The sequence below is a fragment of the Streptomyces albidicamelliae genome (assembly GCF_025642175.1).
In the GTDB taxonomy this organism is placed as follows: Bacteria; Actinomycetota; Actinomycetes; order Streptomycetales; family Streptomycetaceae; genus Streptomyces; species Streptomyces albidocamelliae.
In genome coordinates, this window is record NZ_CP106795.1 from 7,035,093 (window position 1) to 7,058,948 (window position 23,856).

Annotated in this window: 18 protein-coding genes and 2 pseudogenes; 10 read left to right on the forward strand and 10 right to left on the reverse strand. The window is 73.9% G+C overall.

What is annotated here, in order from left to right; genetic code table 11:
- Window positions 1-92 precede the first annotated feature (92 nt).
- From N8I86_RS31870 to N8I86_RS31885, 4 genes are all read left to right on the forward strand, one after another.
- Complete coding sequence (locus N8I86_RS31870) at window positions 93-1,853, forward strand: LuxR family transcriptional regulator AbsR2 (RefSeq protein ID WP_263279317.1); 1,761 nt, start codon at window positions 93-95, stop codon at window positions 1,851-1,853.
- A 298-nt stretch (window positions 1,854-2,151) separates the two neighbouring features.
- Entirely contained in the window at window positions 2,152-2,568 is a 417-nt protein-coding gene (locus N8I86_RS31875; RefSeq protein ID WP_263279318.1) for a hypothetical protein, read from the forward strand.
- Window positions 2,569-2,719: 151 nt separating this feature from the next.
- Window positions 2,720-3,052, forward strand: coding sequence for a hypothetical protein (locus tag N8I86_RS31880; RefSeq protein WP_263279319.1), 333 nt, complete (start codon window positions 2,720-2,722; stop codon window positions 3,050-3,052).
- A gap of 438 nt (window positions 3,053-3,490) precedes the next feature.
- Window positions 3,491-3,874: an SsgA family sporulation/cell division regulator gene (locus tag N8I86_RS31885; protein ID WP_263279320.1), complete on the forward strand. Its 384-nt coding sequence runs from the start codon at window positions 3,491-3,493 to the stop codon at window positions 3,872-3,874.
- A 397-nt stretch (window positions 3,875-4,271) separates the two neighbouring features.
- Here N8I86_RS31885 and N8I86_RS31890 read toward each other — a convergent pair.
- Window positions 4,272-6,883, reverse strand: a pseudogene (locus N8I86_RS31890) (CHAT domain-containing protein).
- Window positions 6,884-6,959: 76 nt separating this feature from the next.
- Between N8I86_RS31890 and N8I86_RS31895 the strand changes: the two are divergent.
- The 3 genes from N8I86_RS31895 to N8I86_RS31905 are packed head-to-tail and all read left to right on the forward strand — an operon-like array spanning window position 6,960 to window position 9,501.
- Window positions 6,960-8,384: a S8/S53 family peptidase gene (locus N8I86_RS31895; RefSeq protein ID WP_263279321.1), complete on the forward strand. Its 1,425-nt coding sequence runs from the start codon at window positions 6,960-6,962 to the stop codon at window positions 8,382-8,384.
- Window positions 8,381-9,019, forward strand: a complete 639-nt coding sequence (locus N8I86_RS31900; protein WP_185091660.1) for an RNA polymerase sigma factor — start codon at window positions 8,381-8,383, stop codon at window positions 9,017-9,019. Before N8I86_RS31895 ends, N8I86_RS31900 begins: the two co-directional genes overlap by 4 nt.
- Entirely contained in the window at window positions 9,016-9,501 is a 486-nt protein-coding gene (locus tag N8I86_RS31905) for a hypothetical protein (protein WP_123440415.1), read from the forward strand. Before N8I86_RS31900 ends, N8I86_RS31905 begins: the two co-directional genes overlap by 4 nt.
- A gap of 27 nt (window positions 9,502-9,528) precedes the next feature.
- On the opposite strand, the gene N8I86_RS31910 is transcribed toward N8I86_RS31905, so the two are convergent.
- The 5 genes and pseudogenes from N8I86_RS31910 to N8I86_RS31930 form a co-directional block, all read right to left on the reverse strand.
- Complete coding sequence (locus tag N8I86_RS31910; RefSeq protein WP_263279322.1) at window positions 9,529-10,785, reverse strand: cytochrome P450; 1,257 nt, start codon at window positions 10,783-10,785, stop codon at window positions 9,529-9,531.
- A 99-nt stretch (window positions 10,786-10,884) separates the two neighbouring features.
- A complete protein-coding gene (locus tag N8I86_RS31915; RefSeq protein WP_263279323.1) occupies window positions 10,885-11,676 on the reverse strand; it encodes an N-formylglutamate amidohydrolase in 792 nt (263 codons plus the stop codon).
- Window positions 11,677-11,773: 97 nt separating this feature from the next.
- Window positions 11,774-12,909 (reverse strand): annotated as a pseudogene (metX, locus tag N8I86_RS31920) (homoserine O-acetyltransferase MetX).
- On the reverse strand, window positions 12,910-14,229 hold the full coding sequence (locus N8I86_RS31925; protein ID WP_263279324.1) for a bifunctional o-acetylhomoserine/o-acetylserine sulfhydrylase: 1,320 nt from the start codon (window positions 14,227-14,229) through the stop codon (window positions 12,910-12,912).
- Window positions 14,230-14,459: 230 nt separating this feature from the next.
- Window positions 14,460-16,679 carry an NADP-dependent isocitrate dehydrogenase gene (locus N8I86_RS31930; RefSeq protein ID WP_073891291.1) on the reverse strand — a complete coding sequence of 740 codons (2,220 nt, stop codon included), beginning with the start codon at window positions 16,677-16,679 and terminating at the stop codon, window positions 14,460-14,462.
- Window positions 16,680-16,898: 219 nt separating this feature from the next.
- Here N8I86_RS31930 and N8I86_RS31935 point away from each other — a divergent pair, with 219 nt between their 5' ends.
- Window positions 16,899-18,452: a M1 family metallopeptidase gene (locus tag N8I86_RS31935; RefSeq protein WP_263279325.1), complete on the forward strand. Its 1,554-nt coding sequence runs from the start codon at window positions 16,899-16,901 to the stop codon at window positions 18,450-18,452.
- Here the strand turns inward: N8I86_RS31935 and N8I86_RS31940 are convergent, their stop codons facing one another.
- The 4 genes from N8I86_RS31940 to N8I86_RS31955 all read right to left on the reverse strand — a co-directional run bounded on the left by N8I86_RS31940 (window position 18,453) and on the right by N8I86_RS31955 (window position 20,596).
- Window positions 18,453-18,866, reverse strand: coding sequence for a DUF4186 domain-containing protein (locus N8I86_RS31940; protein WP_073891287.1), 414 nt, complete (start codon window positions 18,864-18,866; stop codon window positions 18,453-18,455).
- Window positions 18,867-18,882: 16 nt separating this feature from the next.
- On the reverse strand, window positions 18,883-19,194 hold the full coding sequence (locus N8I86_RS31945; protein ID WP_073891286.1) for an SHOCT domain-containing protein: 312 nt from the start codon (window positions 19,192-19,194) through the stop codon (window positions 18,883-18,885).
- A 66-nt stretch (window positions 19,195-19,260) separates the two neighbouring features.
- A complete protein-coding gene (locus N8I86_RS31950; protein WP_263279326.1) occupies window positions 19,261-19,719 on the reverse strand; it encodes a DUF6325 family protein in 459 nt (152 codons plus the stop codon).
- 145 nt (window positions 19,720-19,864) lie between these two features.
- A complete protein-coding gene (locus N8I86_RS31955; RefSeq protein ID WP_263280183.1) occupies window positions 19,865-20,596 on the reverse strand; it encodes a GAP family protein in 732 nt (243 codons plus the stop codon).
- Between the two features lie 230 nt (window positions 20,597-20,826).
- Between N8I86_RS31955 and N8I86_RS31960 the strand changes: the two genes are divergently transcribed.
- Both N8I86_RS31960 and N8I86_RS31965 read left to right on the forward strand, forming a co-directional pair.
- Window positions 20,827-21,705, forward strand: a complete 879-nt coding sequence (locus tag N8I86_RS31960; protein WP_079192409.1) for a YhjD/YihY/BrkB family envelope integrity protein — start codon at window positions 20,827-20,829, stop codon at window positions 21,703-21,705.
- Between the two features lie 858 nt (window positions 21,706-22,563).
- The gene (locus tag N8I86_RS31965; RefSeq protein ID WP_263279327.1) at window positions 22,564-23,769 is read left to right on the forward strand and encodes a hypothetical protein; all 1,206 of its coding nucleotides are present in this window, start codon (window positions 22,564-22,566) and stop codon (window positions 23,767-23,769) included.
- Window positions 23,770-23,856 lie beyond the last annotated feature (87 nt).

Genomic DNA, 23,856 nt, shown 5'->3' on the forward strand with positions numbered 1-23,856 from the left:
GCAAGACTGCCCGCCCACCGGCACCGGGCGCCTGAGTCGGGGGCTACTCAACTCCCCCTGTATCAGAACCGAGTACGGGCGCTCCCGATGAGGTGAGGACTTTCGAGCAGGACCCGCGGACCCCCGAGACGCCCTGGCCGTTCACCGGCCGGGAGGACGAACTGGAGCTGGTCCGCGGGGCGTCGGCCGGCGGACGGCACGGGATCGTGGTGACCGGGCCGCCGGGCCACGGCAAGACCCGGCTGATCGAGGAGGCGCTGCGGGGCACGGACCATCTCCGGGTCACCGGCACCCCCGAGGCCCGGGAACTCCCCTTCGCCGCGCTCGCGCACCTGCTGCCCGACACCGTCTCCCCGCACCGCGCGGTCCAGCTCCTGTCCGGTGTACGCCTGCTCGTCGTGGACGACGCCCACCTGCTCGACGAGGCCTCCGCCGCCGTCGTCCACCAGCTCGCCGTGCACGGGCGCACCCGGCTGGTCGTGGCCGCCGTCGACGACACGGCCGCACCGGCCGCGGTGTCCCGGCTGTGGACCGGGGAGCTGCTGCCCCGTCTCGCCCTCGCCCCGCTGCCCCGCGAGGACACCGCCGGGCTGCTCGCCGGCACTGGACTGGAACCCCTCACGGTGGGCCGGCTGCACCGCGTGTGCCGGGGCGATCTCCGTCTGCTGCGCGACCTGGTGACCGCGCTCGACGCCACCGGACGGCTGGTCCCCCTGCCGGGCACCGGTGAGCGGGCCTGGCGGGGCGCGCTGCCGGTCACCCCGGCCGTCCGCGAGCGCCTGGCACCGGTGCTGGAGCGCCCCGGACCCGGCGACCGCGACACCCTGGAACGCCTCGCCTTCGCCGAACCCCTGCCGCTGCCCCTGGACGGCCTCGACCTGGACGTTCTCGAACGACTGGAGGCGGACGCCCTGATCGAGGTCGGCGACGACGGCGCCGTCACGCTCGCCCACCCCCTGCACGGCCCGGCCCTGCGTGCCTCGGCCGGCCGGCTCCGCGCCCGCCGCCTGTCCCGCGGCGCGGACGGGTACGGCGGCGCACTCGACGCCGAACAGCGCACACTCGCACGGCGGATCCGGGAGCTGGACGTCCGGCCCGTGCCCGCGCCGGTAGGGGAGTGGCTGGTGGCGGAGGGCGCCCGGCTCCCGGCCGGGTACGCCGCCGTACGGGCCCGGTACGCGCGGCTGGGCGGGGCGGTGCGGGAGGCGGCGGCCTGGGCCCGCGAGGGGCTGCGCCAGGCGCCGGACGACGCCGGCTGCCGCGGGGAACTGCTGCTGGCCGAACAGGAGATGACGGAAGCGGCGATCGACGGCGGTGGCCGCAGCAGGACCCGCGACCCGGACGAGAGCGACGTGTTCGGGCCCTACGAGGCCGTGCGCCTCGGTGAACCCGGGCCGGCTGCCCGGCGGTTGCCGGCCGGGAGTGTCCTCGCCCGGCACGCCGAGGCGCTCGCCCGCGGTGACGGGCCCGCGCTGGACCGGGCCGCCGGGGCGCTGCGGGAACGCGGGTTCCTGCTGTTCGCGGCGGAGGCGTACGCGCAGGCCGTGCGGGCGCATCGCGATCCGAGCGCCGCGCGCCTCTCGCGCACGCGTGCGGTCGCGCTCGCCCGCCGCTGCGAGGGAGCCCGCACACCGGCGCTGTCCGGACTCGTCCTCGGCGAACTCACCGTGCGGCAGCGCCAGATCGTCACCCTCGCCGCCGCGGGGCTGAGCAACCGGGAGATCGCGGAGCGCCTGACCCTGTCGGTGCGGACCGTCGGGAACCATCTGTACGGCGCGTACACGCGGCTCGGTTCGGGGGACCGGGGGGCGCTGCCGTGGCTGGTGGACGCGGCGGCCGCCAAGTCGGCCTAGGGCCTTTCCAGAAGGCCAGCGGCCGCACGAACGTGGAGTCGACCGCGACGACCCACTCCGGATCGCCCTCGGCGTCAGCCTCGGCCGGCAGGGCGGTGAAAACCTTCACCCAAGTGCCGTCGGCCGCCCACATCCGCAGCCGGTTGTGGGCGCCCTTCCACGACCTGAAGCGTTCGGGCAGATCCATCCACGGCGTCCCGGTGCGGTACTTGAACGCGATCGCGTCGATCACCCCAGCGTCGCCGTCCGCGGCGCGCTCGACCTCTCGTACGAATCGCTGCCGGACGAGGCGAAGCGGGTGTTCCGTTCACTCGGCCTGATGGCGGGCACCGGGCGCTCGATCGCCGCGGCGGCCGCCGGTGCGGGACTCGACGAGTTCCGGACGGCCGATCTCCTCGGGCTCGCTCAGCTCGTCCATCTCCTGCGCGACACCGAGCACGGCCGGCCCACCTGGCACGACCTCGTGCACGAGTTCGCCAGGGAGCGCGTGCTGGGAGAGGAAAGCGAAACCGAGCGACTGGCGGCCCTGGACCGCATCCTCGACCACTATCCGCAGAGGTCCGCGAGATCCCTGCGCGGTCTGCGCAACGTCCCGGTACCGGGCAGGCAGCGGGGTCCGGGAGTGAACGTTCTGGCGCTACGAGCGGGGCTGGGGCCGCGCGGCCAGGTAGAGGAACGGCGCCTCTTGCCTCATCAGCTCCAGGAGTGTCGGTGACCCACGCCACTTCGACACTTCCGTACGGCGTATGGTATTCATTACGGAGATGTTCCATACGGTGTATGGAACATCTGACTCGGACCACGCCAGGCGCTGCACATCGTCTGCCAGTGCAACCGGTCGGTGCGTCGACCGGGAAGGGAAGACCATGAAGAAGTTCACGACGCGCATCGCCATAACTGCTTCCTCCGTGGCGGCCGCGGGACTCGCCGTTCTCAGTGCCGGGGGCTCCGCCTCGGCAGTGACTCCTGCGCTGGCACAGGCACACCACCCTGCTGTCAGCGTCAAGGCCGCCGACCAGCACTGGGACCACGGAGTGGGTTACCTGCTCGAGCAGGGCTACTCCTGCGACGAGGTCCGTGGCTGGCACCCGGACGACCGCGGCACCCACTCGATCCGGCACGACTGCGACGGTCTTTTCTACCGCGGTGGTCACTTCTACCGCTGGGAGGGTGAGGGCCGTGGCTGGTCCGGCAGGTAGAACCGAGACGGGAACCGCCACGACCGGAACCGCTCGAAGCGCGTCGGCCCGGACTGGGGCCACAGCGATCGGAACCACGGTGACTGGTCCGGCAGGGTCTGGCTGTGGCCGGGGGAAGGCCCTTCCCGTCGCCCTGATCCATGCGGCGCAGGGGCGCACTCACCGGTCAGGGCTAAGCGGCCCCTGGCCGCCGGCAGGCCGCCAACCTCGTGTCCTGTCCCGCGCCGCCCCCTGCAGGTACCCATCGGGTGTCGCAGGCTCACACCGCCCAGCTGCCGCGACGGTGCGAACTACGCGTCCGTTCCCCTGGCCCTGCTGTCACGCCTCTCCCTTCACCGCCTGTTCGCCGCCACCCGGGCGGCGGGGTGTGGCCGGGGCAGAGGCGCCTTGGAGTGAAAGTCGATGAAGTCCTTGAAGGCCGTGGTACGGGAGGTGGCCGTGCAGCTCGTCATCTCGCGCGACTACTCAATGCCGCTGTGCATGCGTCTGCGCTACGAGCCCAACGATCCCTATGTCGTCCGTGCCGCCTTCTTCATCCATGGTGACGAGTCGGTCGAATGGGTCTTGGGCCGTGACCTTCTGATCGATGGCCTGAAGGTTTCCGCAGGCGAAGGAGACATCCGTGTCTGGCCGGCCGTCGGATGCGGTGACGAGGCGATGTACATCACCCTCGGGTCCTCCGGAGGCATCGCCTTGCTCGAGGTTCCCGTGCAGGACATCAGATCCTTCCTGGAGAACACGGAGACGCTGGTGCCACGAGGCGCCGAATCCGGACGCATCGACTGGGACGCCGAACTGACGTTCCTGCTCTCGCAGGGCTGAACGCCAAGAGCAAGGAGGCGCTCACCGCCTACCGGAACATCCGGGCCAAGCACATTCCCGGTGTGGCCGACCAGATCGTCGGCATCGACGAGTCCGCGCTGAAGGCCACCGCCGACTCGCCCCTGCGATGACGGTTGTCCTTCTCGCGGTCAACGGGGCCAGAAGGGGCTTCGGTGTCCGATCCGGCAACAACGGCACGTTGCGGGCCCACTGGGCGTCAGTCAACGACACACACCAACCAGCGATCCGATGATCCGAAGGAAACGGCCTGGGCGTCGATGATCTCGCACGCCCCGCCGGAGCACTCTCCCGCCGCACCCCAGGCCACACTCGCACGCCGTACTCTCCCGCCACACTCGCACTCCGTACTCTCCCGCCGCACCCTCCCGCCGCACTCTCACGCCGCGCCGAACGCGGCGAAGGCCCAGCCCGTCGCCTGGTGCACCGCGTCGCCGGGGAGGGCGGCGCGGGCGTCGCGCAGGGCCTCGGCCAGGGACAGGCCCGCTCCGAGGCCCTTGTGCAGGGCCAGCATCAGCGGCACCACCGCCGCGTCGTTGACCGGTGCGCTGCTCGCCACCACCCCGGCCGTGCCGAGTGGCAGCAACGCGGTGACCAGACCGAGGAGTTCGTCCGCGCCGACCGAGGCCAGACGGGCCGTGTCGCAACTGGAGAGGATGATCCGGTAGGGGCTGCGCGCGAGGCGCTCGAAGTCGTGCACGATCAGCGGACCGTCGGCCATGCGCAGCGCGGAGAACAGGGGACTGTCCGCGCGGAAGGTGCCGTGCGCCGCGAGGTGCGCGAGCCCCGCGCCGTCGAGTTCCGCCAGCACCCGCGGCACCTGCGCCGCGTCGCCCTCCAGCACCGTCGCCCCGCCGTACCGGTCCGCCAGCTCCACCACCTCGGCACCACCGGTCGCGAGCCCCGGGCCGCGCACCAGCACCGCCCGGCCGTCCGGCGGCGGCTCCGTCTCCCGGGCGCGCAGCCAGCTGCCGGCCGACGGGGACACGCTGAGCACCCGGTCCCGCAGCGCGGGCAGCAGCGCCCACGGCACGCGGTGCAGCGCCCCCGGCGGCACGATCACCACGGGACCCGGACCGAGGTGCGCCGCGGCCCGACCCAGCAGCAGTTCCTGAAGGCGCGCTCCCGCCGCCTCCACGAGAGGCAGCCGCGCGTCCGCCCCGGGGTGCGCGAGCCGCCGGAGCCCGGCCTGCACGTACTCGGCCTCGGCGACCGCCTCCGCCAGCGGACCGCCGTCGAACCGCCGTACCCTGCCCTGCCCGCACAGCAGGACGTGCACCCGGCCGTCCACCACGGCCAGTTCCACCAGCCGGGCGTCATCGAGCCGGTCCAGCAGCCGGGCCACGTCGAAACGGTCCCCGCTGCCCGGCGCGGCCCCGCGCATGTGACGGGTGCGGGAGCGGATCTCCCGCTCCAGGCGCCGCTGTTCACGCTCCAGCGCGGGCACCGGACGGCCGTCCATCCGGGCGCCCTCCGCGCGGGCCGCGATCTCCCGGTACGCCGTCAGACCGCTCAGCAGGGCCGGATCCGCGGGCGGCTGGGTCGGCGGCGCCGACAGCACGGTCGCCCGCCAGCGCTCGCTCCACACCAGCAGCCGCCGCGGGTCGCCCTGGGCGAGGCCCATCTCCTGGGCGAGCGCCGCGAGTTCGGCTCCCTGCGCGGTCGCGTGGGCTTGCAGCTCGGAGGCGCCCAGCGTCATCCGGTGGTCGTCGAGCACGTCCAGGCCGCGCCGGCAGGCCTCCAGCACCCCCGCCGGGAACCGGCCGCCCGCGCCCTGAGCGCCTGCGCCGCCCAGCCGGTCACCCGAGCCGTCGGCGCACCGCCGTGCCGGCTGCGCGCGGCCACCGACAGGTGCCGTTCCGCGTCCTCCGTCCAGCCCAGCGCCAGCGCGATCCGGCCCGCCAGCAGGGACGCCTCGGGCGCGGCCGGCGAACCGAAGGAGGCCAGCCGCTCGGCGACCGCCGCCGCGTCCGCGACCATGCGCCCCGACCGGCGCCCGGCCGCCACCCGCGCCTCGATCAGCACCAGCCGCGCATGGGTCTCCCACCACATCCGCCGCTGCGCCGCGAACAGCCGTACGGCGACGGCGGCGCGCGCTATCGCGGTGTGCGCGTCCCCGGCCGACCGCGCGGCCCGGGCCGCGGCGAGCAGCAACTCGGCCTTGCGGGTGGACTGGCCGCCGATCCGGTCCAGCAACGCCGTCGCCGCGTCCGCCTCGGCCAGCGCCTCCGGCGCGAGCCCCGCCGCCATCAGCACCTCGCAGCGCCGCTCGGACAGCATGTAGGTGGGGGTGCCGAGTTTCGCGTACCGCTCCTCGGCCTCGTCCAGCAGCCGCAGCGCCGCCGGGATGTCCCCGGACCGGAACGCGGCGAGCCCCCGGCTCTCCACGGCGTCCGCCTTGTCGTGCTCCTGGCCGGTGGTGTCCCACAGCCGCTCCGCCGCCGTGAAGTCCGCGACCGCCCGGTCCACCGCGCCGAGCGCCAGATGCACGGTCGCCCGCAGGGTCAGCGCCCGCGCGGTCCAGATGTCGTCGCCGAGCTGGCGCAGCACGGGCAGGGCCCGCCGGACGTCCTCCAGCGCCTCCCGGTGGTGCCCCAGCACCCACCACACGTACGCCCGCCGGAACAGCACCCGGGCCCGGGTGTGCCCGGTGCCCCGTGCGACACCCCGCTCGAAGGACGCGAGCCCCTGTCGCGTGCGCCCCGCGTGCACCAGTGCGACCCCCAGCGTCGCGAGCACATCGGCCTCCCGGTCGGCCGACTCCGCGCGCGCGGCCAGGTCCCGGGCCCGCCGCAGATGCCGCAACGCGATGCGCAGGTCGCCGAAGTCCCGCTGCCAGATGCCCAGTACCTGGTGGGCGACGCTGGCGTGCAGCGGTGGCGCGGCGGTGTCCAGCACCCGCTCGGCGCGCACCCTGGCCTCGCCCGGGTCGGCGAAGACCAGGGGCAGCAGTTCGAGGACCGACTCGCTTCCCGCCGTCACGCCTCGCATGGTAGTGGCCTGCTGTATCAATCGGCGGTCCCGCGACTCTCACTGTCGGACACCGCCTCGAGGGGGAGGACACGGCATGGCACCACAGCGTTTCCACGAGCAGTTCGACCACATCCAGCGCTCGATGCCCGGCGTACGGCTGGCCCTGGGCCCGGACGAGGACGCCCACTACCTCTACGAGAAGGGTGTCGTCCTCGCCCGCGACGGCGAGGAGGCCCGCATCGTCGAGGACACGGTGCGCGCCCACTTCACCGAGACCCGGGGGCTGCTGCCCGAGCACGTGCGCCGCACCGGCCCGGAGACCAACCGCACCGGGGTCACCCGCATCCGGGTGGGCGACCCGGCCGAGGGCGACGACCCCGTGCCGCACGCCCTGCGCGCCCTGCGCGCGGCGGAGGACCGCGGGGGCCGCCGGCTGGTCAGCCGCAACCACGTGGTGCACATCGCGGTCAACGCCTGCCCCGGCGACGAACCCGTGCCCGTCCCGCGCTCCGAGCCCGCCAACCCCGGTGCCGCGGACGGCGTCCACGACCCGGAGACCGCCGTCCGCGTCCTCGTGATCGACACCGGGCTCGTGCACGACCACCGCTCCTACCCGCTCCTCGCGCACACCACGGGCGACCCCCAGCTGACCGAGACCGACGGCGACGGCGTACTCCACCAGTACGTCGGCCACGGCACGTTCATCGCCGGCGTCCTCGCGGCCGTCGCGCCCAACACCGACATCAGCGTCCTGGGCACCCTGAACGACGCGGGTGCCGTCCTGGAGTCCGAGTTCGGGCACAAGCTCTTCGAGGCGGTGGACCGGGACGGCTGGCCCGATGTCATCAGCCTGTCCGCGGGCACGCCCACCGAGGGCACCGACGGACTGATCGGACTGGACGCCTTCATGCGGGAGTTGCGCGAGCGGCACACGCTGCTGGTCGCCGCCGCCGGCAACAACGGCAGCGCCACACCGTTCTGGCCCGCCGCCTACGCCTCCCTGCCCGAGTACGCGGGCAGCGTGCTGTCGGTCGGGGCCCTGCGCGCGGACGGCGAGGCCGAGGCGTGCTTCAGCAACCACGGGCCCTGGGTGCGCGCCTACGCCCCCGGGGAGCGCCTCACCAGCGCCCTCACCGGCTTCGACACCCCCGTCCCGTATCTCTACCAGCACTCGACCTACGACACCTGCCGCTACGGCCACGGCTACGCCTGCACCTGCCAGTTCCCGCGTCACACCGGTGTGCTGAGCGAGGGGCGGGAGAGCACCGGGGGCAAGCCGGACCAGGTGATGTTCGAAGGGCTCGCCCAGTGGAGCGGCACCTCCTTCGCGACTCCCGTCGTCGCCGGCCTGGTCGCCGCCCTGATGTCGGCGTACGGGCAGCGCGACCCGCGCACGGCGGGCGCCCGGCTGCTCGCGGACACCACCGACCGGGTCGAGGTGCGCGGGGCGCACGTCCCGGCCCTCCGCCCGTCCACCTGGCGTCCCGTCGCGTCCCCGGCCCCCGCGCTGCCCGCATGACGGCCGGAACCCTCCGTTCCACGGCGTACGATGACCTCCCGTACACGAGGGGTGGAGCCGTGGACCGAACAGAGGTCGGCGCGCTGGTCCGGTCCGCCGTCGACGGGGACGCCGCGGCCTGGAAGGCGCTGGTGGAAGGGCTCAGCCCGCTGGTGTGGTCGGTGGTGCGCGCGCACCGGCTCTCGGACGCGGACGGGCACGAGGTCTACCAGACCGTGTGGTTCCGCTTCGCCCAGCACCTGAGCCGGATCCGGGAGCCCGACAAGGCCGGTTCCTGGCTGGCCAGTACGGCCCGCCACGAGTGCCTGAAGGTGCTCAGGGGACTGGCCCGGCTGACCGTGACCGACGATCCGCTGGTCCTGGACCGGGCCAGCGAGGACCGGACACCGGAGCAGACGCTGATCGACTCCGAGGAGGCGGCGGACCGGGCCGAACGGGTCCGCCGGCTGTGGCAGGAGCTGGACCAACTGGGCGACCGCTGCCGTCAGTTGCTGCGGGTGCTGGTTGCCTCCCCGCCGCCCAGCTACGTGGAGATCTCGGCCGCGCTCGGCATCGCGGTCGGCAGTATCGGACCGCTGCGCCAGCGCTGCCTGCGCCGGCTGCGGGCCCGGATGGACGCACGGGGTGCGGCATGACCGGACACGACGGGCACGACACGCCCCACGAGGGCTCCGGGGGGAGCGAGTTCGAGGACGCGCTGCTGGAGGAGGAGCTGCGGCAGGCGGCCGTCGTCCTGGACCCGGTGCCCGACGCCCTGCGCCGGCTCGCCGTGGACGCCTACGCCCTGCACGACCTCGACGCCCGGATCGCCGAGCTGACCTTCGACTCGCTCATGGACGCGCTGCCGGTGCGGGGCGTCACGGACGTGCCGCGGATGCTGACGTTCCGCGCGGGGGAGGTGACCGTCGACGTGGAGGTCACCGACGACGGCCTGATCGGCCAGGTGCTGCCGCCGCGTTCGGCGAGCATCGAGGTGCTCGGCGGCCCGCAGACCGCGACCCGGGTCACGGTCGACACCCTCGGCCGGTTCACCAGCGACACCCCGCCGTCCGGACCGTTCGCGCTGCGGCTGCGCACCGGCGCGGAGGTGATCGTCACGGAGTGGCTGCGGGCCTGACCGGGCGCGCCCGGCCGGCCCGCCCGCTCACCAGGTGACCGGGAGCGTCCGCGGTCCCCGGATCATCGTCTTCTGCCGCCACCGCACCTCCGTCGGCGGTACGGCGAGCCGTAGCCCGGGCAGCCGGTCCAGCAGGGTGTCCACCAGCAGCTCGGTCTGGAGCCGGGCGAGGACCGCGCCGGTGCAGTAGTGCGGGCCGTTGCCGAACGCCAGGTGCGGGTTCGGGTCCCGGTCCGGATCGATGCGGTCGGGGTCGGGGAAGACGGCCGGGTCGCGGTTGGCGGCGAGGTAGGAGACGTACACCGGCTCGCCCGCGGCGATCAGCCGGCCGGCGACCTCGACGTCCTCCCGCGCGATCCGGGCGAGTCCGACGCTGCTGCGGTGCGGGATGTGGCGCAGCAGCTCGTCCAGCACGGGGCCGCGTGCCGCGGGGCGCGTCCGCATCCGCTCCATCAGCTCCGGCCGGGTGAGCATCAGGTACAGCATCTGCCCGCAGTTGTGGGTGACGGCCTCGCCGCCGATCTGCAACGGCCCGGCGAGTCCGACGGCCTCCTCCTCGGCGATCTCCCCGCGCAGCACGGCACGGCCGAGCAGGGCGTACACGTCCTCGTCGGTGCTGTGGGCCCGGGCCCGCACGGTGGCGGTGATCCAGCCGTACAGGCCGGTCTTGGCCCGGCCCGCGGCCTCGGGCCCGCCGGAGGTGGAGATGATCTGCCGGGTCCAGGCGTGCACCCGCTCCCGGTCGGCGGCGGGCACGCCCATCACCTCGCTGACGACCGTGAGCGGGAACGGCTCCAGCACCCGCTCGACCAGGTCGGCGGGCGGGCCGTCCGCGAGCACGCCGTCCACCAGTTCGTCCAGGACGGCCTGCGCCCGGGGCCGCAGCCGCTTGGCGGCGCTGACCGTGAAGGCGCCGGCGACGGCCTTGCGCAGCCGGTTGTGGTCGGGCTGGTCGGCCCAGGCCAGGGAGCCCGGCCGGGGCGCGAAGTTCGGTGCCATCCGCGTGACCTGACGGCGGGTCACCTCGGCCCGGCCGAACCGCGGATCGTTCGTGATCAGCCGGACGTCCTCGTAGCGGGTCGCCAGCCACGCCCAGCCCTCGCCGTGCGGCAGGCGGATCCGGGTCAGCGGGCCCTCGCGCATGAAACCGGCGAGGACCGGGTCGAACGCCGTCCCGTCCAGGTCGCACGCGGGCCAGTCCCGTACGGGCGGCTGCGCGGCCGGTACCGGGTCCCGGTCCGGTTCCGGGGGCGGTCCGGTGAGCGTGGTCTCCACGGTCGTCATGCCTTCCACCCTGCGCCGGGCCCCGCGCGCAGTCCTGCCGGAGTTTTCCAGCCGGTGGGCCGGGTCAGGGCGGGGGCCCGGGCCGGGGCGGCCGGTGGCTCAGACGGCGTCCACGAGTGCCGCCAGTGCCGCGGCGAGCCGTTCGAGTCCCGGCCCGGCCGGCCCGCCGGGCTCCGCCATGTAGGTGTCCCGCCGGATCTCCACCATGAGCGCGCCGACGCGCGCGTCGCGGCCGTGGAACTCCAGCGGTACGTACGTCCCGGCGAACGGGCTGTCCAGTCCCGTCTCCCCGCATCCGGCGAAGGCCTTGCGCGCGGCCTCGGTCAGCTCGGCGGGGGTGTGGAAGGCGTCCGTGCCCAGGCACACCGGCGGGCGCGGTCCGGCCGCGTGCAGTTCGTAGGGCAGCGGCTCTGCCGGATACGAGTGCACGTCGACGATCACCGCCCGGCCGGTCGCGGCCAGCCGGTCCGCGACCGCCTCGGTCATGGCGTGCGCGTACGGCCGGAAGTACCGGTCCAGCAGCGGTCCGGGATCGGTGCCGGCGCCCCGCAGCTCGGCGCGGTGCGTGGTCCGCGTGTACACGGCGCCCATGCCCACGGCGAGCATCTCCTCCCGCTCGTCCGGGAACCGCTCCGGATCCACCACCAGCCGCGACAGCCGGTTCACGAACCGCCAGGGGGTGACCCCTGCCAGGGCGGCCGCCCGCTCGGCGAGCTCGGCGGTGTGCGCGTCCGTGATGTGGTCCAGCTCCCGCTCCAGCCCGGCGTCGTCCAGCACGATCCCGGCGCGCACCTTTGCCGGGACGGCCCGCGCCGAATGCGGCACGTGCAGCAGCACCGGCGACTCGGCGGCGCCGGGAAGGAGTTCGAACGACGGGACGGTCCGGGTCACGGGCTGCTCCGGGGGGCGTTGTCGGGGGTGTGGTGCACGATCAAGGTGACACATCGGCGCCGGACGGGAGGCGGGCGGGGCCGGCCGAGTCCGGGACTCAGGCCAGCAGTTCCCGCACCATCGGGGCCACCTGCTCCGTCTCGATCAGGAAGCCGTCGTGCCCGTACGGCGACTCCACCACCCGCGGCCGGTCCGCGCCCGGGATCAGCGCGGCCAGCTCCCGCTGCTGGGCGAGGGGGTACAGCCGGTCGGAGTCGACGCCGGCCACCAGGGTGCGCGCGGTCACCCGGGCGAGGGCCGCGCGCGTGCCACCCCGGTCCCGGCCGACGTCGTGCGCGTTCATCGCCTCGGTCAGGACGGCGTAACTGGCCGCGTCGAAGCGGCGGACCAGCTTGGCGGCGTGGTGGTCGAGATACGACTCCACCCGGTACCGGCCGCCGCGCCACGGGTCCTCCGAGCCCTGCGGGAGCCGGCCGAAGCGTGCCCCGAGCTCCGGCTCGCTGCGGTAGGTGACATGGGCGAGCCGGCGGGCCAGGCCGAGGCCCGCGTGCGGTCCCCGGCCGCTGCCGTGGTAGTCGCCGCCCTGCCAGTGCGGATCGCCGCGGACCGCGTGCAGCTGGATGTCCGCCCAGGCGATCTGCTCCGCGCTGGCCGCCGCCGTCGTGGCGAGCAGCAGCAGCGCGCCGGTCCGCTCCGGGTACGACACGGCCCACTCCACGGCCCGCATCCCGCCCATCGAGCCGCCGGCGACCAGCGCCCACCGGTCGATGCCGAGCGCGTCCGCCAGCCCGGCCTCCGCCGCGACCTGGTCCCGCTGGGTGAGGAACGGGAAGGCCCCGCCCCAGGCCCGGTCGCCGCCCGGACGCGCGGAGGCGGGGCCGGTGCTGCCCTGGCAGCCGCCGAGCACGTTGGGCGCGACCACGAACCAGCGGTCGGTGTCCAGCGCCCGGCCCGGTCCGACCAGCGCGTCCCACCAGCCCGGCGTGGGATGGCCCGGGCCGGCCGGACCGTGGACATGGCTGTCCCCGGTGAGGGCGTGCAGCACCAGGACCGCGTTGGACCGGTCGGGCGCGAGCCGCCCCCAGGTCTCGAACGCCAGCCGCACGCCCGGCAGTTCACCGCCCGCCTCCAGCGGCAGCGGTTTCTCCGCGGCGTACCACTGCCGCCGCCCGGGCGGGTCCCCTCCCGCCAGGCGCCGGTGGCCGCCGGGACGGCGGCCCCGGCCGTGCTCACCTACGCGCCCTTGGCCGCGCGGAAACCGGCCTCCAGGTCCGCCTTGAGGTCGGCCAGGTTCTCGATGCCCACCGACAGCCGCACCAGACCGGGCGCGGTGCCGGTCGCCGCCAGCTGCTCCTCGTCCAGCTGGCTGTGCGTGGTGGACGCCGGATGGATGATCAGGCTGCGCACGTCACCGATGTTCGCCAGATGACTGAACAGCTCCACGGCGTCCACGAAGCGCTTGCCCGCCTCGACCCCGCCGCGCAGCTCGAAGGAGACGATCGCGCCGGCCCCGCGCGGCAGGTACGTCCGCCCCGCCTCGTACCACTTGCTGGACTCCAGACCCGCGTAGTGGACGACGGCGACCTCGTCGCGGCCCTCCAGCCACTCGGCGAGCGCCTGGGCGTTGGCGGTGTGCCGCTCGATCCGCAGGCTCAGCGTCTCCACGCCCTGGAGCAGCAGGAACGCCGAGTGCGGGGAGAGCGCCGGGCCGAGGTCGCGCAGCAGCTGCACCCGCAGCTTGACGGCGAACGCGCCCGGACCGAGCGCCGGCCAGTACCGCAGGCCGTGGTAGCTGGGATCGGGTTCGGTGAAGTCCGGGAAGCGGTCGGCGTGCGCCCCGAAATCGAAGGTGCCGCCGTCCACGACCACGCCCGCGACGGCCGTGCCGTGCCCGCCGAGGAACTTGGTCGCCGAGTGCACGACGATGTCCGCGCCGTGCTCCAGGGGCCGCAGCAGATAGGGCGTCGGCACGGTGTTGTCCACGATCAGGGGCAGGCCCGCCGCATGGGCGACGTCGGCCACCGCCCGCACGTCGAGGACGTCGCCGCGCGGGTTGCCCAGCGACTCGGCGAACAGGGCCTTGGTGTTCGGCCGGATCGCCGCCCGCCAGGCCTCCACGTCGTCCGGGTCGTCCACGAAGGACACCTCGACGCCGAACCGGGGCAGGGTGTGCCGGAACAGGTTGTACGTGCCGCCGTACAGGGAGGCACTGGAGACGACGTGGTCGCCGGCGCCCGCCAGGGTCAGGATCGCCAGGGTCTCCGCGGCCTGCCCGGAGGCCAGCGCCACCGCGGCCACCCCGCCCTCCAGCGCGGCGATCCGCTGCTCGAACACGTCCTGGGTCGGGTTGTGGATGCGGGTGTAGATGTTGCCCGGCTCGGCCAGCGAGAACAGGTCGGCCGCGTGCCGGGTGTCCTGGAAGACGAAGGACGTCGTCTGGTAGATCGGTGTGGCCCGGGCGCCGGTCGTCGGATCGGGTACCGCCCCGGCGTGGACCTGCCTGGTCTCGAACGACCAGGCGGCGCTGTCGGCGGTGTCGGGCTGCGTGCTCATGCGGCGTGCTCCTCGTGCGCGGGAGGGCGGTGACGTGCGACGAGACAAGCACGCGCGGACAGGGCCGAACAGGCCTGCACGAAAGGTGACATGAGGACGTCACGTACGACATGCCGCCGCAATGCCCCCCACACACGACGCCGCCCCGGCCGGGGGTACCGGCCGGGGCGGCGGCTCACGTCACGCGAGCAACGCGGGAGCCACGAGGGGCTGCCGCGGGGGCGCGGGGACTAGCCCAGCGACGCCAGCGTCTCGTTCCAGGTGGCCGACGGGCGCATGATCGCGTCCGCCTTGGCCTTGTCGACCTGGTAGTAGCCGCCGATGTCGACGGGGGAGCCCTGCACCGCGTTCAGCTCCTCCACGATCGCCTGCTCGCCGGCCGCGAGGGACTCGGCGAACGGCGCGAACGCCTTCGCCAGGTCGGCGTCGTCGGTCTGCTTGGCCAGCTCCTGCGCCCAGTACAGGGACAGGTAGAAGTGGCTGCCGCGGTTGTCGATGCCGCCGACGCGACGGGTCGGGGACTTGTCCTCGTTGAGGAAGGTCGCCGTGGCGCGGTCGAGGGTGTCGGCGAGGACCTTGGCGCGGGCGTTGCCCGTGGCCTCGGCGTACTGCTCGAAGGAGGGCACCAGGGCGAAGAACTCGCCGAGGGAGTCCCAGCGCAGGTAGTTCTCCTTGACCAGCTGCTGGACGTGCTTCGGCGCGGAACCGCCGGCGCCCGTCTCGAACAGGCCGCCGCCCGCCATCAGCGGGACGACCGACAGCATCTTGGCGCTGGTGCCCAGCTCCAGGATCGGGAACAGGTCGGTCAGGTAGTCGCGCAGCACGTTGCCGGTGACCGAGATGGTGTTCTCGCCGCGGCGGATGCGCTCCACCGACAGCTTGGTGGCCTCGACGGGGGAGAGGATCCGGATGTCCAGGCCCTCGGTGTCGTGCTCGGCCAGGTACGCGCGGACCTTGGCGATCAGGTTGGCGTCGTGGGCGCGGCCCTCGTCCAGCCAGAACACCGCCGGGTCACCGGTGGCGCGGGCGCGGGTGACGGCGAGCTTGACCCAGTCGCGGATCGGCGCGTCCTTGGTCTGGCAGGCGCGGAAGACGTCGCCGGCCGAGACGGCCTGCTCGATCAGGGCCTCGCCGGACGCGTCGACCACGCGGACGGTGCCGGTCACCGGGATCTCGAAGGTCTTGTCGTGGGAGCCGTACTCCTCGGCCTTCTGCGCCATCAGACCGACGTTCGGCACGGTGCCCATGGTGGACGGGTCGAAGGCGCCGTTGGCCCGGCAGTCGTCGATCACGGCCTGGTAGACACCGGCGTAGGAGGAGTCCGGGATGACGGCGAGGGCGTCGTGCTCCTGGCCGTCCGGGCCCCACATGTGACCCGAGGTGCGGATCATCGCCGGCATGGAGGCGTCGATGATGACGTCCGACGGGACGTGCAGGTTGGTGATGCCCTTGTCGGAGTCGACCATGGCGAGCGCCGGGCCCTCGGCGATCTCGGCCTCGAAGGAGGCCTTGATCTCGGCGCCCTCGGGCAGGTTCTCCAGGCCCTTGAGGATGCCGCCGAGGCCGTCGTTCGGGGTGAGGCCGGCGGAGGCGAAGGTCTCGGCGTACTTCGCGAACGTCTTCGGGAAGAAGGCGCGCACCACGTGGCCGAAGATGATCGGGTCGGAGACCTTCATCATCGTGGCCTTCAGGTGCACGGAGAACAGGACGCCCTCCTCCTTGGCCCGGGCGACCTGCGCGGTCAGGAACTCGCGCAGCGCGGCGGTGCGCATCACGGAGGCGTCGACGACCTCGCCGGCGAGGACCGGTACCGACTCGCGCAGCACGGTGGTGGAGCCGTCGTCGCCGACCAGCTCGATGCGCAGCGCGCCGTCCTCGGCGATCACCACGGACTTCTCGGTGGAGCGGAAGTCGTCCACGCCCATCGTCGCGACATCGGTCTTGGACTCGGAGGTCCAGGCGCCCATGCGGTGCGGGTGGGTCTTGGCGTAGTTCTTCACCGAGGCGGGGGCGCGGCGGTCGGAGTTGCCCTCACGCAGCACCGGGTTGACGGCGGAGCCCTTGACCTTGTCGTAGCGGGCGCGGATCTCGCGCTCCTCGTCGGTCTTCGGGTCGTCCGGGTAGTCCGGCAGCGCGTAGCCCTTGCCCTGGAGCTCGGCGACGGCGGCCTTCAGCTGCGGGATGGACGCCGAGATGTTCGGCAGCTTGATGATGTTGGCCGCGGGGGTCTTGGCCAGCTCGCCCAGCTCGCTCAGCGCGTCCGGGACGCGCTGGTCCTCGTTCAGGTACTCCGGGAAGACGGCGATGATGCGCCCGGCCAGCGAGATGTCCCGGGTGGTCACGGGCACACCGGCCTGCGAGGCGTACGCCTGGATCACCGGCAGGAACGAATGCGTCGCCAGGGCCGGGGCCTCGTCTGTGTAGGTGTAGATGATGGTCGAGTCAGTCACCGGGTGCTCCGCTCCACGTCTGCAACATTGCTCGACATCAAGATATCTCGTGATGGGTCCCGGCTCGACAGGGGTCCCGGCCGGAAAAATCGCGCCGCGCCGCCGCAACCGAATCCATGCTTCCGCGGTCATGACAAGCGATCACCCGCCGACCACGGGCGATCGACCACTCACCGGCGGCCGGACCTGACCCCCCGGCCGCCCGAGCGAAAGCGGACCATGAGATATCGCACCCGAGTGACGGCCCCCGCGGCCGCGCTGATGATCGGTACGGCGACCGCGCTGAGCCTGGACTCCCCGGCGCGCGCGGCCGGGCGCACGCGCACGGCGGAACCGGGCCCGGAGACCCTCGGCGACCCCGTCTTCCCCGCCCTCGGCAACGACGGCTACCGCGTGTCGTCGTACCACCTCGACCTGGCCTACGACCCCACGACCAAGCTCGTCGAGGCCACCGCCACCCTGCGGATCCGCACCACGCGGGCGCTGAGCCGCTTCTCCCTCGACGCCCTCGGCCTGGACATACGCTCCCTGCGCGTCGCCGGCTGCGACGCCACCTGGGAGCAGGCGGACGAGAAGCTGCGGATCACCCCCGCCGGGCCGCTGCCCGACGGGGCGTCCGTGACCGTCCGCGTCGGCTACTCCGCCGACCCGCGCCGCGCCCTCGCGCACACCGCGTGGGTGCCCACCCCCGACGGCTTCGCGATCTGCCCCCAGCCGAACTCCGCGCACACCGTCTTCCCGTGCAACGACCACCCCTCGGACAAGGCCGCCTTCTCCTTCCGCCTGACCGTTCCGAAGGGACTGCGCGCGGTCGCGAGCGGCCTGCTCACCTGCACCGAGGACCTGGCCGACGACCGCACCGCGTACACGTACCGGTCGGCCTCCCCGATCGCCACCGAACTCGTCCAGATCACCGTCGGCGACTACGTGATCAAGGACCGGGAGGGACCGCACGGACTGCCCCTGCGCGACGTCGTCCCCACTGCCCGCGCCGCCGCCCTGGAGCCGGCCCTCGCCCTCACGCCCGGCCTGGTGGGCTGGCTGGAGGACCGCCTCGGCGCCTTCCCGTTCGAGACGTACGGCCTGCTGCCGTGCAACTCCGACGACCCGAAGGCCTTCGACTTCACCGGCCTGGAGACCCAGACCCTCACCCTGTACAAGCCGAACTTCCTGCTCCAGCCGGAGAAGAACATCGGCTCGCACATGATGCACGAGCTGGTCCACTCCTGGTTCGGGAACCTCGTCAGCCCCGCCACCTGGGCCGACCTCTGGCTGAACGAGGGCCACGCCGACTTCTACGGGCTGCTCTACCGCTACGAGCGCGGCTGGGCGGACTCCCTGGGCCTCACCAGCATGGAGGCCCGGATGAAGGACACCTACGCCCGCGGCGACCAGTGGCGCCACGACTCCGGCCCGGTGGCCGCCCCCGACGCGGTCAACCTCTTCGACAGCCAGCGCTACCTCGGCGGCGTCCTCGTCCTGTACGCCTTCCGGCAGCTCGTCGGCGACGACGTCTTCAGCGCCGTCGAGCGTGCCTTCCTGGAGCGCTTCCGCGGCTCGGCGGCGTCGACGGAGGACTACATCGCCGTGGCCACGGAGGTGTCCGGCCAGGACCAGTCCGGTTTCCTGCGGGACTGGCTGTACGGGACGAAGACCCCGCGCATGCCCGGCCACCCCGACTGGACGGTGAACCCCGTCGCGCCGCCGTCGTCCTTCGCCGCACCGCACAGCAAGCGCGGCGGGCACTACCACGACAACTCGGCCACGCTCTGATCAGCCGTGGCGGGCGGGGCCGCCACCGGCCCCGCCCGCCGTCTCGCGCTCGATCCACCGGCAGATGACGTCGACGACGTACACCAGCTCCGCCCGGGTCAGCTCCCGCCCCTTGGGGATGTGGTGCCAGCGCTCCAGACAGCCGCGGCAGCAGGTGGCGGTCGCGTGCTGGGCGACGAACACCGGGTGCCCCCGGTACGGCGTCTGCTTGCCGTCGTTGCGCGGCTCGGCGGCCGCCAGCCGGGCGGTGACCAGGTCGTACGCATGCCAGCGGAGCGTCGCCGGTCCCTTCAGCGCGGCGGTCGCCCGTTCCGGTCCGCGCAGGTGGAAGCGGGCCCGGAACGGCTGCCGGGCCAGGGCGTCGAGCCGCCGGTCCAGGGCGTCCGGCGCACGGCGCCCGTTCTCGCCGGCCATCGGACGCCCTCCCGGCTCACGCCAGCAGCCGGCGCTTCTGGTCCTCGAACTCCGCGTCCGTCAGGACACCCTGGGCCTTCAGATCGGCCAGCTGCTTGAGCTGCTCGATCTTGCCGGTCATCTCGTCGGCGGGTGCGGTCTGGGACGCGGGCGGCGGGGGCGGCGCCTGCGGCTGGGCGTACTGCGCCTGCGCGTACTGCTGTTGCTGCTGCTCGTAGTCCTGCTGCGCCCACCGGCCGGCCTGACGCCGCGAGACGCGGTTCGATACGGCGGTGGCGGTTCCGGCGACCACGGCCGTGCGGGCGACACCCCGAAGCAGTCCGGGCATGTCGGTCACCTCCCAGGTGTCGGTGCGCCGGGCCGTGCGACGGCGGCCCGGCGGTCGGGATCGTTGTCAGGCCGCCGTGGAGCCGCCGGGCGGCACCGTCTCCTCGGTGGCGTCCAGCGCCGCCAGCAGGGCCTGCACCGGAATGCGGCCGCTCGCGACGAGCTGGGCCCCGCTGCGCCGGAGCGCCGCGGCCAGGGGAGCGGCCCACAGGTTCTCGTAGACGAGCACCGCGGCCGAGTTGCCGGGGTCGAGGGCGGCCGCGGCCTCCGCCAGGTCGGTCTCGTCCAGCACACCGGACGAGGCGCCCTCGAAGACGGAGAGGTCGATCTCGCCGCCGAGCTCCTTCCACTCCAGGCCGACCACGGAGCCGTCGGTCTCCTTGCGGACGAAGGCGAGGTCGATGATCCGGACGATGCCACGCTCGGCGAGATCGACCAGCAGCGGGAACGCCTCGCCCGTCATCCGGTTGCCGGGGAACTCGATGACCAAGTAGTCGACGGGCCCCATGTCTTCGACGCTGTCCATGACCACTCCTTCGGAGCCGGATGCGGCCGGGACCGCCGCTCGGCTGCCCCCACGGGCAGTGTTCGCGGCCGACGGTCGCCATCCCCTCTGTTGCCCTACCAGTCCAGCATGCGGCGCGGGGACCCGCACTCCGTGTCCGCGTCCGTCACGCGGTGAGCTGGAAGATGCTCTTGCCCACCAGCCAGAACCCGAGCACGAGGCAGATGGTCACCAGGGCCTGTTCCTTGTGTCCGTCGAGCCACGCGCGCAGGCGCAGCAGACGCGCCTTCGCCCTGGTCGGGCTGAACACCACGTAGAGCTCGACGGCGAGCAGACTCGCGGTGGCGAGCAGACAGAAACCGAACAGGGCGAGCCAGGTCGCCAGGTGCGAGGCGTCGGCCTCCACCACGGTCGTCGCGCCGGCCGCCACCATGCCCCAGGGCTGCAGCAGCACGGCGAGTCCGGCGGCGGACCACACCGTGCTGCGGTCCATCCGGGAGCTCATGTCCGCGGTCCGCTCCCGCGCCGTGGACGGTGTGGACACTCCGGCGGCCGGGTCCCGGCCGGCCGCGGGCGCGGTCCCCTTCCCGCCGGTCCGGGCACGAGCGCCGGCGAGCCGGCGCCTGCGCCTGCGCTCGCCGTAGACGACGAGCGACACCCCGATGAGCAGCTTGGCCGCGAGGGCGGCCGTCGAGGGCGGGGACCTGGGCGGTGGCGGCTGCCCGCCGGTCAGGCCCAGGACGAGCGCGATCACCGCGACGAAGCAGGCCAGCCAGCCGAGGATGAACACCAGCCCTTTCCACACGCCGTTCGCCGACGCCACCACCAGCACGAACGCCATGACGGGCAGTGGGTCGAGCGTGATGGCCAGGGCGATGAGCAGCAGGTCGAGCACCATGGCGACCCCATCGTGTCGGGACACCACGAGCGTAGGCGGGAGCACCTGGGTCGACATCTCGTGAACGGCGCCCCCCCCGCACCGGCCGGGGGAGCTCTCCGGGGTGCCGTCGGCGGACTCGCACCGCACGCTGGACCAAGCGAAGGGAGCGATGCCATGCCGAGCACGGGGCGGGTGCCGTCAGCGGACGGGCGCCCGGCGCACCGCCGCACCGCGGCGCCGGAACCCCGATGACGGAGGGCGGCCGCACCCAGCGGCTCGTCGCCCGGGCGAAGGCGGCGCACCGGCGGGCGGAGACCCGGTTCCCGGTCGTCACGCACCTCGCCGACCGCATGGTGACGGTGAACATCTTCGACTCCGCCACCCGCATCGCCGCACAGTGCTTCCTGACGGCCGTCCCCCTGCTCTTCGTCGTGGCGGCCTACGCCCCCGAAGCGGTGCGCCGGCAGATGCTCGACTCCCTGAAGGCGGTGTTCGGGCTGACGGGCGCCGCGAGCAAGGAACTCGACCAGGTCTTCCAGCCGGCCGCGGCCGGACTCCAGCAGGCCACCGGGGTGGTGGGCGGGCTGATGGTGCTGCTCTCGGCCACGGCCGTCAGCCGGGCGATGCAACGCCTGTGCAAACGCGCGTGGGAGATCCCCCGCGCCGGGACGAGGATCGCCCCGTGGCGGTGGCTGGCCTGGCTGCTGCTGTGGATCTGCGTGCTGGTCCTCCAGGGACCGGTCCGTGACGGCTTCGGGGTGGGCGCCTGGCTGGGCACCCCGCTCGCGTTCGTGACCCAGGTGGGCCTGTGGTGGTGGACCCAGCACCTGCTGCTCGGCGGCCTGGTCGGCTGGAAGCCCCTGCTGCCCGGTTCCGTCCTCGCGGCCGCCGCGCTCACCGCCCTGGCGATCTCCGCGCACCTGTACATGCCGAAGGCGCTCAACCGGGCGCTCGCGGAGTACGGTCCCGTCGGTTCCGTGTTCGTGCTGCTGTCCTGGCTGATCGTGGTCTGCGTCGCCGCCACCGTCAGTGTCAGCGTGGGCGCCGTCCTCGCGCAGGAACCCTTCCTGGCCGGGCGTCTGGGCAGCCCGCCGCCGCAGCGGGACCGCGAGCCGCCGGGACCGTGAGCCGTCCGTCCGTGCGGGCGCACCCGCGGAGGGTGCCGGATCGCCCGTCCGGTCTTCCCAGCGCGCGGAACGCGGACGGGGCTGACGGAATGGGAGTGTTCCAGGCAGCCACCGCGCCGGGAGGCCCCCGTGACCGAACCGCCCGAGCCCTCCGCACCGGACCCCGAGCAGCCCACACCGGGACCGTCGGCGTCGGACTCGGCGTCGGGCCCGTCGGCGTCGGGACCCTCGCCGTCGGGCCCGTCCACGCCGGGCTCCGAGCCGTCCGGGGCTGGGGCGTCTGGGGCCGGGGCGTCTGGGGCCGGGGCGTCTGGGGCCGGGCCGTCCCGACCTGAGCCGTCCGGCACTGGGCCGTCCCGGGCCGGGGCGTCCGCACCTGAGCCGTCCGGGGCCGGGGCTTCCGGGGCTGGGTCGTCCGGACCTGAGCCGACCGGAGCCGGGACGTCCGGGGCCGGGGCTTCCGGAGCCGAGCCGTCCGGACCTGAGCGCCCCGGGGCCGAGCCGTCCGGAGTCGGGGCGTCCGGGGCGTCTGGGGCCGAGCCGTCCGGAGTCGGGGCGTCCGCGGCGTCTGGGGCCGAGCCGTCCGGAGTCGGGTCGTCCGGGTCGTCCGGGGCGTCCGGGGCCGGAGCTTCCGGAGCTGGGCCGTCCGGAGATGCGCCGTCCGCAGCTGGGCCGTCCGGGGCCGGGGCGGCCGGAACCGGGCCGGGATCCGGTCCGTCGGCCTCGAAACCGGGATCCGGTCCGTCGGCCTCGAAGCCGGGGACCGGGCCGGCGGCGTCCGGCCCGCGTACGCCGGGCCGGGACGGGCCGGCCGCGGGCCACGGCCCCGGCCGTATCGCGCGCAGCGTCGCGTCGGCCGTGCTCATCGTGCTGACCTGCATCCTCGTACCGGTCGCGCTCCTCGCCGTCTGGGTGGAGAACATCGCCCTCGACACCGACCGCTACGTGGCCACCGTCGCGCCCCTCGCCACGGACCCCGCCGTGCAGGACGCGGCCGTCCACCGGATCACCGAGGCCGTGGGCACCAAGGTGAACGGCCGGCAGGCCGTCGGTGACATCGCCGACTGGCTGCAGAAACAGGGACTGCCGCCGCGCGCCGCCGACGCGGTCCGAGGACTGGGGCCGCAGCTCGACTCCGCGGTGAACCAGGCCGTGACCAAGGTCGCCACCCGCGTCGTCGACAGCGACGCCTTCGCCACCGTGTGGACGACCGCCAACCGGGCCGCCCACAACGCCGTCGTGCACGCCCTGACCGGCGAGGGACGCGGAGCGGTCGGGATCAACGGCGGCACGGTCACCCTGGACGTGGGCACCGCCGTCGACAAGGTCAAGCAGGAGCTGGTCGACGCCGGCCTGAAACCCGCCGACAAGATCCCGCAGGTCGACAAGCAACTCGTGCTCTTCCAGTCCGACCAGCTCGGCAAGTTCCGCAAGGGCGCCCACCTCCTCGACGTCATCGGCAACTGGTTCCCGGTGATCGTCGTCCTCCTCGGCGTCGCCGGGGTGCTGCTCGCCCACCGGCGGCGCCGCGCACTGGCCCGTACCGCCCTCGGCGCCGCGTTCGCCTGCCTGGTGGTGGCCGTCGCCCTGATCGTCGTCCGGGACTACTACCTCGACCACCTGCCGCCCCAGGTGCAGTCCAAGGCCGCCGCCAGTGCCGTCTTCGACACCCTGCTCCGCTTCCTGCGGGTCAGCCTGCGCACGGCGATCGTGCTGGGCGTCGTCATCGCGCTGGGCGCCTACCTCGTCGGGCCCGGGCGGCTGCCCGTGGCCGTCCGCGGGGCGTCCGACCGTACGGCGGACTCCGCGGCGCGCTGGGCGGACGCCCGGCACGTCGGCACCGGACGGGCCGGCGCGTGGACGCTGGCGCACCGCCGCGCGCTCACCCTGGCCGCCCTGCTGATCGTCGCGCTCGTGTTCGCGCTCTGGAACCACCCGACGGTGCTCACCGTCGTCGTGCTGGTCCTCGTGCTGCTGGCCGTCCTGGCGGTCCTCGCCCTGCTGGCGGCGGGCGGCCGGGTCCAGCTCGACGCGGCTCGCGGGAAGCCCGCGGACCGGCTCTGACGAAGGCATCCGCCGCACACGGTCCCGCTCCGCGCGCGAACTGCGCGCCGGCGCGAAGGCTGAGATGCTGATCGTGTGGAGCGCTCT

Excerpts from the sequence above, each read along its gene's own strand:
- N8I86_RS31880 (WP_263279319.1), top strand. The coding sequence starts at position 2,720 with ATGAAGAAGTTCACGACGCGCATCGCCATAACTGCTTCCTCCGTGGCG.
- N8I86_RS31895 (WP_263279321.1), top strand. The coding sequence starts at position 6,960 with ATGGCACCACAGCGTTTCCACGAGCAGTTCGACCACATCCAGCGCTCG.
- N8I86_RS31900 (WP_185091660.1), top strand. The coding sequence starts at position 8,381 with ATGACGGCCGGAACCCTCCGTTCCACGGCGTACGATGACCTCCCGTAC.
- N8I86_RS31905 (WP_123440415.1), top strand. The coding sequence starts at position 9,016 with ATGACCGGACACGACGGGCACGACACGCCCCACGAGGGCTCCGGGGGG.
- N8I86_RS31910 (WP_263279322.1), bottom strand. The coding sequence starts at position 10,785 with ATGACGACCGTGGAGACCACGCTCACCGGACCGCCCCCGGAACCGGAC.
- N8I86_RS31925 (WP_263279324.1), bottom strand. The coding sequence starts at position 14,229 with ATGAGCACGCAGCCCGACACCGCCGACAGCGCCGCCTGGTCGTTCGAG.
- N8I86_RS31935 (WP_263279325.1), top strand. The coding sequence starts at position 16,899 with ATGAGATATCGCACCCGAGTGACGGCCCCCGCGGCCGCGCTGATGATC.
- N8I86_RS31940 (WP_073891287.1), bottom strand. The coding sequence starts at position 18,866 with ATGGCCGGCGAGAACGGGCGCCGTGCGCCGGACGCCCTGGACCGGCGG.
- N8I86_RS31945 (WP_073891286.1), bottom strand. The coding sequence starts at position 19,194 with ATGCCCGGACTGCTTCGGGGTGTCGCCCGCACGGCCGTGGTCGCCGGA.
- N8I86_RS31950 (WP_263279326.1), bottom strand. The coding sequence starts at position 19,719 with ATGGACAGCGTCGAAGACATGGGGCCCGTCGACTACTTGGTCATCGAG.
- N8I86_RS31955 (WP_263280183.1), bottom strand. The coding sequence starts at position 20,596 with ATGGTGCTCGACCTGCTGCTCATCGCCCTGGCCATCACGCTCGACCCA.
- N8I86_RS31960 (WP_079192409.1), top strand. The coding sequence starts at position 20,827 with ATGACGGAGGGCGGCCGCACCCAGCGGCTCGTCGCCCGGGCGAAGGCG.